A 12,124-nucleotide genomic window follows, 5' to 3' on the forward strand; every position below is an offset into this window, starting at 1 on the left:
ATTCAGAAAGGATTATTGCTGGAGAAGGACTCGGCAATGGCTACGCCAAAGTTTTTCAGGCGGCAGGTTGCGGCCAGCTCATCCTGTAAGTTAACAAACAGGCACGGCTCGCCTTCGCACTCGACTACCGAGCTATCCACTTCGATATCGCTTAATGCCTGGCTGAGCGTATCCATAATAGGCCACGCTTTTTCCCCATCCGGGCTTAACAGCTTCAGGCCGATCAGGCAGTCCTCATCGCGCTGGCCGTTTTGCGGAATCGGTTCAACTCTGGAGCCTGCAAAACCCGCCAACCAGCGATAGCTCTGCGGCAGACGGTGCACTATGGACAGTTGTATGCTATTCAATTTCATTTCCCCGGAGGTTCCACTCGGCAATTTATCTCAAACAGTTTACATAAAGGTTAACACAATGTTGATAAATTGCGTCTAAACGAGTATGGAAACGGCCGACATCCGCCGTAGTAATTTCATAACTAACGCTTTATTTTTGTGCTCTGGCACGCGTTTCGGCGCTATATGTATCGCTTTCTGAGATCTAACTCAACCTTTTTAACTACAAAGTTGTGACTTTTTACAGTTGAGGTTTTTACATACGCGAAACATATATCCTATTTTTTCGGGCGGCTGGCGGGGAATTTTGCGGGGTTAGCGAGCATTTCGCATCCGAAATGCTCGCCTGTTTTATGCCTGAGAGTGGCGCGCCCTGCTGGCGTAGAAATAGAACAGCACCGAGCAGGTGGCGCAGACGGCAATAGACCAGATCATCGGCCATGCGGTATTAAAGGTCGCCACCGACAGCAGTGCGCCGGTCAAGGCACCGATACCGAAACGGAAGGTTCCCGCCAGCGAAGAAGCCGTGCCCGCCATATGCGGAAACTCGTCAAGAATGACCGCCATCGCGTTTGAGGAAACCAGCGAAACGCAGCTGATAAATATCGCCACGCCCAGCACCATCGCCCAAAAACCAAAGTTTAGCTGGCTGCTTACCACCAGCCAGACCGCCATCGTAAACTGGATATACAGCCCGATTCGGAACATGTTTATCGCCCCGATGCGGCGCACAAAGCGGCTGTTAATCATGGTCATAACGAACAGGAACACCACGTTCAGCGCAAAGTAGTAGCCGAAGTGCTGGGGTGAAACGTGGTTAAGCTCGATATAAACAAACGGCCCGGCGCTGAGGAACGAAAACATTCCGGCAAAGCTGAAGCCGCTGGCCAGCATATAGCTGAGCACCCGCTTGTGGCGAAACAGCGTAGCAAAGTTGCCGATAGTAGTGCGCAGATGGAATTTCTGCCGCATCTCGGGTGCCAGCGTTTCGTGAATAAAGAAGAAGATCATGGCCGATGCCAGCAGCGCTGCCGCCGCCAGTATCCAGAAGATAGCATGCCAGCTGAACCACACCAGCACCGCGCCGCCGACCATCGGCGCCACCAGTGGCGCAATGGTGGTTATCAGCATCACGAATGACATCATCCGCGAGAACTCTTCCTTCGGGTAGATATCGCGCATCAGGGCATTAATCACCACGCTGGCCGCCGCGGCAGCCAGCCCGTGAAGGAAGCGCATGGCGATAAGCTGGTCGATGGTTTGCGATAGCGCGCAGGCGATTGCCGCCACGGCAAACACCAGCGTCCCGCCGAGCACCACCGGCTTACGCCCGAGGCTGTCGGCCATTGGCCCATAGAAAATCTGCCCGATAGCAAAGCCCAGAATATACGTGCTGAGGGTCATTTGCGCGCTGCCCGCCTGAACACCAAAGCCCTGGGCAATCATCGGCAGCGCCGGTAAATACATGTCGATGGACAGCGGCATTAACATCGCCAGCAGGCCAAGGATGACCACGATTCCGACAGAAGAGTTCTGTTTACGACTCAAGAGTGACTCCGGGATTTTTAGGGCATGCCAACGCTGGCAATTTCCTGCTCGGTCAATGGGCGGTATTCGCCTGGTTCCAGTTCTGGATCCAGCACTATCTCGCCGATGCGCTCGCGATGCAGGCCAACAACGCGGTTACCGACCGCGGCGAACATACGTTTCACCTGGTGATAGCGGCCTTCGCTGATGGTCAAGCGCACTTCCAGCGGGGAAATAACTTCCAGCACCGCAGGTTTGGTCAGGTGTTCTTCATTATGCAATTGAACGCCCTTCGCAAAGTGCTCCGCAGTGCCCTCTTCCACCGGCGACTCCAGCATCACCAGATAGGTTTTTTCGCAATGGTGGCGCGGGGAGGTAATACGGTGTGACCACTGGCCATCGTCGGTCATCAACACCAGGCCCGTGGTATCAATATCGAGACGCCCTGCGGCATGCAGCTTGTGGGCAACCGGCACGTCGAGGAAGTAAAGCACCGTCGGATGATCCGGGTCATCGGTGGAGCAAACGTAACCCTGCGGCTTATTCAGCATGAAATAGCGCGGGCCATTTTGCTGGATAAGCGGGTTGCCGTCGAATTCAACCTGATGCTCCGGCTTCAGTTTAAAGGAGGCATCGCGTACTACTTCACCGTCAATGGTGATGCGGCTTGCGCGAATTTCACGGCCGGCGATAGCGCGGCTGACGCCGAGCTGCTGAGAGATAAATTTATCGAGTCGCATTAATGTATTGCCTGTTCAAGAAGGTGCCGCCAGCAAGTTGACGACAGGGCCTGACGCCCAAATTCAGGTGAAAATTGGTTTGCCTGATAATTAGTTTGCCAGTATAGCGACATCAAAAACTCTCTCAAGGTAAAAGCGTGCGTTATGGCATAATCGTTGCAGTCATTTAATAACGATATTGATAAACCTGAACCCGCATGTCTTTTACTTTACGCCCTTACCAGCAAGAAGCGGTGGACGCCACCCTTAGCTACTTCCGCAAACATCCTGAACCAGCCGTTATCGTGCTGCCGACCGGCGCGGGCAAAAGCCTGGTGATTGCCGAACTGGCCCGGCTGGCTCGCGGGCGCGTGTTGGTACTTGCTCACGTTAAGGAGCTGGTGGCTCAGAACCACGCAAAATATTGTGCTCTGGGGCTGGAAGCCGATATTTTTGCCGCTGGCCTGCAACGTAAAGAGAGCCAGGGAAAAGTGGTGTTCGGCAGCGTTCAGTCCGTTGCCCGCAATCTCGAACAGTTTCACGGTGAATTTTCGCTGCTGATTGTTGACGAGTGCCACAGAATTGGCGACAGCGATGAAAGCCAGTATCAGCAAATCCTCATTCATCTGCGCGCCAACAACCCGAAACTGAGGCTGCTCGGGCTTACCGCCACGCCCTACCGGCTCGGTAAGGGCTGGATTTACCAGTTTCATTATCACGGCATGGTGCGCGGCGACGAGAAAGCGCTGTTTCGGGACTGTATCTACGAGCTGCCGCTGCGCTATATGATCAAACACGGCTACCTCACGCCGCCGGAAAGGCTGGACATGCCGGTGGTGCAGTATGATTTCAGCCGCTTACAGGCGCAGCCGAACGGGCTGTTTAGCGAGGCGGACCTGAACCGCGAGCTGAAACAGCAAAAGCGCATTACGCCGCATATCATCAGCCAGATTGTCGAGTTTGCCGCAGAGCGTAAGGGCGCGATGATCTTCGCCGCGACGGTTGAGCACGCTAAAGAGATTACCGCCCTGCTGCCCTCCAGCGATGCGGCGCTGATTACCGCAGATACCCCCGGCCCGGCGCGTGACACGCTGATTGAAGCGTTTAAAAATCAGCAATTCCGCTTTCTGGTCAACGTCGCGGTGCTGACCACCGGCTTTGACGCCCCGCATGTCGACCTGATAGCTATTCTTCGCCCTACCGAGTCAGTTAGCCTTTACCAACAGATAGTCGGGCGTGGGCTACGTCTTGCGCCGGGCAAGACTGATTGCCTGATTCTGGACTATGCCGGAAACCCTCACGACCTGTTTACCCCGGAAGTGGGCAACGCTAAAGGTAAAAGTGACAACGTGCCGGTGCAGGTATTTTGCCCCTCCTGCGGCTTCGCCAACACTTTCTGGGGGAAAACCACCGCCGACGGCACCCTCATCGAACATTTTGGCCGCCGCTGTCAGGGCTGGTTTGAGGACGACGATGGCCTGAGGGAACAGTGCGATTATCGGTTCCGCTTCAAAAACTGCCCGAACTGCAACGCGGAAAACGATATAGCCGCCCGCCGCTGCCACCAGTGCGAGCAGGTGTTGGTCGACCCGGATGATATGCTGAAGGCGGCGTTGAAGCTAAAAGACGCGCTGGTGCTACGCTGCGGCGGGATGACGCTTGAGCACGGCGGAGATGCCAAAGGCGACTGGCTAAAAATCACCTATTACGACGAAGAGGGAGCGGACGTTAGCGAGCGCTTCCGTCTGCAAACGCCCGCCCAGCGTATGGCCTTTGAGCAGCTGTTTATTCGCCCGCACTCCCGCGCGCCGGGCGTGCCGCTACGCTGGATAAACGCGGCGGACGTTGTGGCCCAGCAGGCATTGCTGCGCCACCCGGACTTCGTGGTCGCCAGGAAGAAGGGGCAGTTCTGGAACGTGCGTGAAAAGGTCTTTGATTACCAGGGGCGCTTCCGCCGGGCCAATGAATTACGAGGTTAGCGGTACTTTTCATTGCCGACATAGCGAGATATAGCTATAATGCCGCCCGCTTTTGCATCCGCAAACGCAGATAACTTTCCTGTTGCTGGGTCGCCTGTAGCAGGAGTATTTAAGAGAGAAACAGTTAATGTTTACTATTCCAGCAGTAGAACGTAAAGAGCAGGGCAAGGGTGCGAGCCGCCGCCTGCGTGCAGCAAACAAGTTCCCGGCTATCGTTTATGGTGGCGCGGAAGCTCCTGTTTCCATCGAACTGGATCACGACTCCGTAATGAACCAACAGGCTAAGCCTGGTTTCTACGAAGAAGTTCTGACCCTGTCTATCGACGGTAAAGAAGTTAAAGTTAAAGTTCAGGCTGTTCAGCGTCACCCGTTCAAGCCAAAACTGACTCACATCGACTTCGTTCGCGCTTAATCGCGAGTTGAGATCGAAAAAAAACCCGCTTCGGCGGGTTTTTTTGTATCTTGAGTGACGGATTATTTGATTAAGGTCTGGCACCCAGAGATGAGCGACATGTTGAAACCAACTCCCCCCACTTCCGTCGAAAAAACGGCGATCCAAACGCTCCAGACGATACAAAGCTATCACGCTCATATCTATTTTGATGGCCCTCAGCAACGGCTTGCGGCAGAAACGCTGCGCGAAGAAATTGCTCTGCGTTTTTCCGTTCTGCTTGGCCGCTGGCACGACGTTCTGGTCGGCCCTCATGCCATGCCGATGTACCAGGTGGCGTTTACGCCCGATGTGTTTGAACGCTTTGTGCCGTGGCTGATGCTTAACCGCCGCGGGCTGACGGTGCTGCTTCATCCCAATAGCGGCCAGCCGAGGGCTGACCATACTGAGCATGCAGTGTGGATGGGGCAAAAACTCGATATCATCAACTTGCAGCGCCTGCCCGAACGTGAAGAACCGGAGCCACCGCTGACGCCCAATACGTCTCCTTCAGTGGCTCCATAACGACAGGCTCTGGCGTTTATTTACTTGAAGTGCGGCGCTGGAGCTGATCGCGCAGGTTCGGCGGCGTGCCTTTAATCGTCAGGGTATCGGTCGCCGGATCCCAGAAAATACGCTCACCCAGCAGCATGGCGTCGAAGTTAATCGTCAGCCCACCGCCGCTACCGGCATATTTTGTCAGCTGGCGCAGGGTGCTGCGGTCGGCCGGGAAACTCTCTTCCAGCTCATAGCCTTTGTCGGCCGTAAACTGCTGGAAGTTTTTATCGTCCACCGCCCACGGCAGCTCGTCGGCCAGGGAAGACAGTTCTATCTCCTCTCCCGCCTGTAGCTGCTCGTTGCAGTAGGCGTAAACCTGCTGGCGCGCGGCCTGGCGCTCACTTTTATCCAGCTGCGCTTCGTTGGTGAAATCGTCCAGCGCCTGCAGCAGGCCTTTGTTCTGCGCTTTGGCATTAAGCCCTTCGCTTGCGCCGAGGAAGTCCATAAAGAAATCGGCCACTTTGCGCCCCACTCTTCCCTTGAGGAAGGTCAGGTAACGGGTCGATTCCGGATTGGTTTCCCATTCGGTTAAGTCGATACGCGCCACGATATCCGCGTGGTTGATATCGAGATAATGAGTAGCGCTGATATCCAGCTCTTCGTTAACGCGCATGCTGCTTAAGTTATTCAGCACCGCAACCAGCAGGTATTCAACCGCCAGGTAGCGGTAATGGCAAAACAGCACGATGCCGCCGTCGGCAAACGGGTACTTCGCCAGCTCGTCGCGCAGGCGGCCGGTTGCAGCCCGGGTAAATGCCAGGAAATCTTCATCGCCTTTACGTTGCAGGCGCAGGGCATCAGCCAGCTCGCTTTCTTCGCTAAACAGGCCGTAAGCTTTGTTTTTTGCGCTGTATACGCGGTGCAGCTCCGCCATCATATCTTCGACGGCGCCGTCGGTTGCCAGCAGTGAATCGCGCAGCACAACGTCCAGCGTCTGCTCGTCGCGCTTAATCAGTTGATGCAGGGCAATCTGGTTGATATCCAGACTCATGTTAAACTCTCCTTTAAGACCGGGCGGTATTCAACCACTGCCGATGGCGGGACGCAAGCGTGATAAAAATGCGGAAAAAAAGTCCTTGCTACGGTAAGATAACGCCCTTTCCCGAAGACGAATGATTTTTAATTTATGCCACAAACATCCCGCTATAGTGACGAACAAGTTGAAGCGATGCTGACCGAACTGGCCGGTGTGCTGGAAAAACACCACGCGCCTACCGATCTTTCCCTGATGGTGCTGGGAAATATGGTCACCAACCTGATTAATACCAGCGTGGCGTCCGCTCAGCGTCGTCCTCTGGCTCGCTCCTTTGCTGAGGCGCTTCAAGCCTCGGTGAGCGAAGATAAAGCCCACTAAGGAACTATCGTAACAAGTTATGGTGACTAACCGTCAGCGCTACCGCGAAAAAGTTTCCCAGATGGTCAGCTGGGGGCACTGGTTCGCCCTGTTTAATATCCTGCTGGCCATGCTGCTGGGTAGCCGCTATCTGTTTATTGCCGACTGGCCAACAACGCTCACCGGGCGCGTTTACTCGTACCTGAGCGTTGTTGGGCACTTTAGCTTTCTGGTTTTTGCCACCTATTTACTGGTGGTATTCCCGCTAACGTTTATCGTGATGTCGCAGCGCCTGCTGCGGTTTATCAGCGCGGCCCTTGCCACGGCGGGGATGACGCTATTACTGATAGACAGCGAAGTTTTCACTCGCTTCCATCTCCACCTTAACCCCACCGTCTGGGAGTTGGTGATAAACCCCGACCAGGGCGAGATGGCGCGTGACTGGCAGCTGATGTTTATCAGCGTGCCGGTGATTTTACTGATTGAGATGCTGTTCGCGACCTGGAGCTGGCAGAAGCTGCGCAGCCTTGGCCGCCGACGTAAATACGTGCGCCCGGTCGTGACGCTGTTCTTTATCTCCTTCTTTAGCAGCCACCTGATGTATATCTGGGCTGACGCTAACTTCTACCGCCCGATTACCATGCAGCGGGCGAACCTGCCGCTCTCCTATCCGATGACGGCGCGGCGTTTTCTTGAAAAACACGGCCTGCTCGATGCAAAAGAATACGAACGTCGCCTGGTTGAGCAAGGTAGCCCGGAAGCCCTTTCGGTGCAGTATCCGCTCAGTAATTTGCAGTTCCGCGATATGGGCATCGGCAATAATGTGCTGCTGATTACCGTCGACGGGCTGAATGCCGAAAGCGTAGCGAAAGATATGCCCGCGCTTAGCGAGTTTGCCGGGAGCAATATCAGCTTCACTCAACATATGAGTTCAGGGAACAGTACCGACAGCGGTATCTTTGGCCTGTTCTACGGCATCTCCCCGGCTTATATGGACGGCGTGCTCTCCTCCCGCACGCCTGCCGCACTGATAACCGGCCTGAATCAGCAGGGCTACCAGCTCGGCCTGTTTGCCTCGGATGGTTTCGATTCATCCATGTATCGCCAGGCCCTGCTCTCTGATTTTTCTCTGCGACCGGCGAAAAGCCAGGCCGACAGCCAGACCGCCTCCCAGTGGATTAACTGGCTGAATCAGTACGCTTCTGACGATAACCGCTGGTTCTCATGGGTGGCCTTCAACGGCACCAACGTTGATAACAGCGGCAACCAGCAGGCCTTCGAGCGCCGCTATTCGCGTGCGGCTGGCAGCGTTGACGACCAAATCAAACGCGTTCTGAATGCGCTACAGGAAGCCGGAAAACTGCAAAATACCGTGGTCATTATTACCGCTGGCCACGGCATTCCGCTTGGCGATGAGCGCGACTCTTTCGCCTGGTCACGTTCGCGTATTCAGGTTCCGCTGGTTATTCACTGGCCGGGAACGCCTGCTCAGAGCATCAGCAAGCTTACCGACCACCAGGATGTGATGACCACCCTGATGCAGCGCCTGCTGCACGTTAAAACGCCAGCCTATGAGTATTCTCAGGGTGAAGATCTGTTTGCCGCCACCCGCCGCAATAACTGGGTGATTGGTGCGGACAACAATACTCTGGCCGTGACGACCCCGGAAATGACGCTGGTGCTGAGCAACAGCGGCAACTACCGGATGTACGATCTCAAAGGCCAGAGAATAGAAGAGACCAAACCGCAGCTTGATTTACTGCTGCAGGTGCTGACCGACGAGAAGCGCTTCATCGCTAACTAATTGTTTACTTATAAGACAGTTAGCGTATGGCTCCCTTGCAATCAAATCGGAAAAATGTAGTATTGGTCTTCTGCGTCGGCACGTAGCGCAGCCTGGTAGCGCACCGTCATGGGGTGTCGGGGGTCGGAGGTTCAAATCCTCTCGTGCCGACCAAATAAACATTTAAAACCAGCCTCTTACGGCTGGTTTTTTTGTGTCTGAAAACCGAAAACCGGGATTACAGCAGGAACAGCGTCGCCAGGCCGAGGAAGATAAAGAACCCGCCGGTGTCGGTAATTGCCGTAATCATGACGCTTGCACCCACCGCCGGATCTTTGCCGAGTTTGGCCATCGTCATCGGGATAACCACGCCCATTAGCGCGGCGACCAGCAGGTTGAGGATCATCGCCAGCGTCATTACGCCGCCCATCGCCGCATCGTTATACAGCAGCCAGGTTACGCAACCCATTACCCCGCCCCAAACCAGGCCGTTTATCAGCGCTACGCCCAGTTCACGCAGCATCAGGAAGGAGATGTTCCCGGCCTGAATATGCTGCAAAGCCAGCGCCCGCACGATCATCGTAATAGTTTGGTTCCCGGTGTTTCCGCCGATACCGGCAACAATTGGCATCAGGGAGGCCAGCGCCACCAGTTGGGAAATCGTATGCTCAAACAGGCCAATCACGCGGGAAGCGACAAAAGCGGTACACAGGTTTATTGCCAGCCACGCCCAGCGGGTTTTGACGGCCTTGCTCACCGGGGCAAAAACATCCTCTTCGGCGCTCAGGCCGCCCATGCGGCGCAGGTCGCTGTCGGTCTCTTCGTAAACCACGTCAACGATCTCGTCGACCGTTAAGCGCCCCATCAGCTTGCCGGTGCTGTCGATTACCGCGGCGCTGATCAAGTCATCTCGTTCAAAGGTACGAGCGGCCTTTTCATCATGGTCTTCCGGTGCAAAACAGGTCGGATTGTCATCCATCACCTTCAGCACCGGCGTCTGCGGAGGATGCAGCAGGATAGCCGTCAATTCCAGCTCGCCTAATAGAGTTTTATCCCGGCTGGTGACAAAGAGTTTATCGGTATTTTGAGGGACTTTACCGCGGATACGCAGGTAGCGCTGCACTACTTCCAGCGTCACGTCGGGACGCACGGTGATCACTTCAAAGTCCATGATCGCCCCGACGCTATGTTTGTCATAGTGCAGGATGCGGCGAACCTGGGTGCGTTCATTTTGCGGCAACGTTGCCAGCAGGCGGCCCACCAGGTCACGCGGGAGGTATTGAGCAAGGTAGATCTGATCGTCGATATCCAGCGGGCGCAGCGCGTTAAGCAGGGCTTTATCGCTCATATCTTCAATCAGGTCATCCCAGAGCGTTTCCGAGGCCTCCACCAGTACGCTACCGCGTCTCTCTTCGGTTATCAGGCTCCACAGCGCCTGACGCTCTTCCGTCGGCAGCGCTTCCAGGACATCGGCGAGATCCGGCGCGGGCAGCCGCCCTACCAGCGTCACTATCTCGGCGATATCCTGTTCGGCGGTTTGCGTTTCAGCAAAGGGTTCTTTTGCCAGAATGCCGCTGGCGACGGCTTTATTAGTTAGCAGGAGTTGAAGAATGCGCGCGCGGTCCAGGTCACGCTCTTTGGTGCTGTATTTCTGAGTAGATGTCATAAATAAACTATTCCCTTGAAACGACGAGTTAGTTTATAGCCTGAGAAGATGAAGAAAACAAAAACCAGCCGTGAATGACTGGTTTTTTTATTTTGTTTAACAATTGCCGGTTCTTGCGACCGCGTCCCGCGAGGCTTGCTCACGCTCATGGCCGGTAAGCTCGCTAAGCTGCCCCTGACGCATCTCCAGCAGGCGGTCGGCGTGAATAAAGTAATGGTCATCGTGGCTGATGGCGAACACGGTTTTGCCCATTTGCTGCATCAGCGGCAGCAGCACCTGATAGAATTCGCGACGGAAATGCGGGTCCTGATCGGCAGCCCACTCATCCAGCAGGATGATGTCTCGTTCTTCGGCCAGGGCAAGCAGCAGCGCCACGCGCTTGCGCTGCCCTTTCGACAGCTTCAGATTAAGGATGGTGCCGTTTTCCAGCTCCAGCTTATTATTCATCTTCAGGCGTTCAAGCCAGGTGGCAATCAGCCCCGGGTTTGCCTCGCTGCCCTGCGGCCCCAGTAGGCGGTCAAACAGCCATACGTCGGTAAACACCGCCGAGAACAGCTTGCGGTAGTCGTTCTGGTTCGCCGCATCAATTTTTTTACCGTCGAGATAAATCGCCCCGCTCACCGGCTGATAGAGGCCGGTGAGCAGCATTGCCAGGGTAGATTTCCCGCTGCCGTTGCCGCCAATAAGGAACAGCAGTTCGCCGCGTTTTATCGTGAGGTTAAGCGGGCCAACGCTGAAATTATTATCGCCATACTGGAAAACCACTTCACGCATTTCCAGCTGTTGCCAGCTTTCTGCTTCTTTCGAGCGCGGGAAGGCTTCATCGTAAGGGGCCAGCTGGAATTTATTCAGCTTGTTGAAAGCAACCTGCGCGCTGAGTAGCGTAGGCAAAGCGCCGACGGCAGAAAGCAGCGGCGTGCGCAGGAACAAAAGCGTTAAAGAGAAAGTCGCCGCCACGTTGGTGTCTGACCAGCCAAGACTGTTTGCCATGTAAAACACCAGGCCAATAGCGCCCAGCATCATGATATTTGACCAGTTGACCGCGCTGAGGTGGAAGGTATCGGCCCGGATAATATGGCTGCGGTATTCTGCCGCATGAGGCGTGTAGGTATCTTCATAGACCCGCTCGGCGCGTTCGCGGTTCAGCGCCAGCTCCTTGCGCCCTTCTATCACGGTTTGATAGTCGTTATAAAGCTTGTCTTCTATCTCACGCAGCTGCGCCATGTGCTTATAAACGCGGGATACCAGCAGGTAGCCACCAACAATGGTGACCACCAGCCAGACGGTCGTCACCCCCAGCATTTTAGGCGACAGCCAGGCAAGATAGGCCGCCGAGCCAATAGCCAGGATAATGCCCTGAACCAGTTCCGGCAGGCGCACAAAGGCAATAGTAATATTGCGCACGTCGCTGGTTAAGCCCGCCAGCAGCGCAGAGCTGCCGAGTTGCTCCACGCGTTCAACGTCGGTGTCCATTAAGCGTTTTATAAATTCGCTACGCAGGCGGAAAACAAAATGGTGACCAAGCGTGGTTAAAGCCAGCTGCGAGCCGAGCGTTACCGCCATTAACAGCAGCAGTAAGCCAAGAAATTCAGGCAGTACCGACAAAGAAATATCGGGCGTTTCAATCAGACGCTGATTAATGAAGGCGATAAGACCGATGCCAAGCGCCGCGCTTACCAGGCTGAGCGCCATAACCATCATAAAAGGCCAGCGATACTGGCGGTAGACCACACGTAGCAGTTCCATCGTTCCACACCTACAAAACAAAACAGCGAGCAGTTTAAACAGCTCGCCGGT

General features: G+C 55.1%; 11 protein-coding genes and 1 tRNA gene. 6 read left to right on the forward strand and 6 right to left on the reverse strand.

Annotation, left to right across the window (positions count from 1 at the left end; translation table 11 throughout):
• Positions 1–2 precede the first annotated feature (2 nt).
• The 3 genes from HMPREF0201_RS14025 to rsuA form a co-directional block, all read right to left on the reverse strand.
• Entirely contained in the window at positions 3–347 is a 345-nt protein-coding gene (locus HMPREF0201_RS14025) for a YejG family protein (protein ID WP_039899368.1), read from the reverse strand.
• A gap of 336 nt (positions 348–683) precedes the next feature.
• The gene (locus tag HMPREF0201_RS14030; protein ID WP_039898491.1) at positions 684–1,880 is read right to left on the reverse strand and encodes a Bcr/CflA family multidrug efflux MFS transporter; all 1,197 of its coding nucleotides are present in this window, start codon (positions 1,878–1,880) and stop codon (positions 684–686) included.
• Positions 1,881–1,897: 17 nt separating this feature from the next.
• Positions 1,898–2,599, reverse strand: coding sequence for a 16S rRNA pseudouridine(516) synthase RsuA (gene rsuA, locus HMPREF0201_RS14035; RefSeq protein WP_016537384.1), 702 nt, complete (start codon positions 2,597–2,599; stop codon positions 1,898–1,900).
• Between the two features lie 197 nt (positions 2,600–2,796).
• On the opposite strand from rsuA, the gene radD reads away from it, so the two are divergent.
• From radD to HMPREF0201_RS14050, 3 genes are all read left to right on the forward strand, one after another.
• The gene (gene radD, locus HMPREF0201_RS14040) at positions 2,797–4,557 is read left to right on the forward strand and encodes a DNA repair helicase RadD (RefSeq protein WP_016537385.1); all 1,761 of its coding nucleotides are present in this window, start codon (positions 2,797–2,799) and stop codon (positions 4,555–4,557) included.
• A gap of 127 nt (positions 4,558–4,684) precedes the next feature.
• On the forward strand, positions 4,685–4,969 hold the full coding sequence (rplY, locus tag HMPREF0201_RS14045; RefSeq protein WP_016537386.1) for a 50S ribosomal protein L25: 285 nt from the start codon (positions 4,685–4,687) through the stop codon (positions 4,967–4,969).
• A 99-nt stretch (positions 4,970–5,068) separates the two neighbouring features.
• Positions 5,069–5,512, forward strand: coding sequence for a DOPA 4,5-dioxygenase family protein (locus HMPREF0201_RS14050; protein WP_055696401.1), 444 nt, complete (start codon positions 5,069–5,071; stop codon positions 5,510–5,512).
• Positions 5,513–5,528: 16 nt separating this feature from the next.
• Here HMPREF0201_RS14050 and yejK read toward each other — a convergent pair whose 3' ends face one another.
• Positions 5,529–6,536 (reverse strand): nucleoid-associated protein YejK, encoded by a 1,008-nt coding sequence (yejK, locus tag HMPREF0201_RS14055; protein ID WP_016537388.1) that lies wholly within the window; start codon positions 6,534–6,536, stop codon positions 5,529–5,531.
• A gap of 135 nt (positions 6,537–6,671) precedes the next feature.
• Between yejK and HMPREF0201_RS14060 the strand changes: the two genes are divergently transcribed.
• The 3 genes from HMPREF0201_RS14060 to HMPREF0201_RS14070 all read left to right on the forward strand — a co-directional run bounded on the left by HMPREF0201_RS14060 (position 6,672) and on the right by HMPREF0201_RS14070 (position 8,835).
• Positions 6,672–6,899, forward strand: a complete 228-nt coding sequence (locus tag HMPREF0201_RS14060) for a YejL family protein (RefSeq protein WP_016537389.1) — start codon at positions 6,672–6,674, stop codon at positions 6,897–6,899.
• 19 nt (positions 6,900–6,918) lie between these two features.
• Positions 6,919–8,682: an LPS biosynthesis-modulating metalloenzyme YejM gene (gene yejM, locus HMPREF0201_RS14065; protein ID WP_016537390.1), complete on the forward strand. Its 1,764-nt coding sequence runs from the start codon at positions 6,919–6,921 to the stop codon at positions 8,680–8,682.
• A 76-nt stretch (positions 8,683–8,758) separates the two neighbouring features.
• A tRNA-Pro gene (locus tag HMPREF0201_RS14070) sits at positions 8,759–8,835 on the forward strand.
• Between the two features lie 64 nt (positions 8,836–8,899).
• Here the strand turns inward: HMPREF0201_RS14070 and mgtE are convergent.
• Both mgtE and HMPREF0201_RS14080 read right to left on the reverse strand, forming a co-directional pair.
• Positions 8,900–10,327, reverse strand: coding sequence for a magnesium transporter (gene mgtE, locus HMPREF0201_RS14075; protein ID WP_016537391.1), 1,428 nt, complete (start codon positions 10,325–10,327; stop codon positions 8,900–8,902).
• A gap of 96 nt (positions 10,328–10,423) precedes the next feature.
• Complete coding sequence (locus tag HMPREF0201_RS14080) at positions 10,424–12,073, reverse strand: multidrug ABC transporter permease/ATP-binding protein (RefSeq protein ID WP_016537392.1); 1,650 nt, start codon at positions 12,071–12,073, stop codon at positions 10,424–10,426.
• Between the last annotated feature and the right edge of the window lie 51 nt (positions 12,074–12,124).

This window comes from Cedecea davisae DSM 4568, assembly GCF_000412335.2.
Taxonomy (GTDB): domain Bacteria; phylum Pseudomonadota; class Gammaproteobacteria; order Enterobacterales; family Enterobacteriaceae; genus Cedecea; species Cedecea davisae.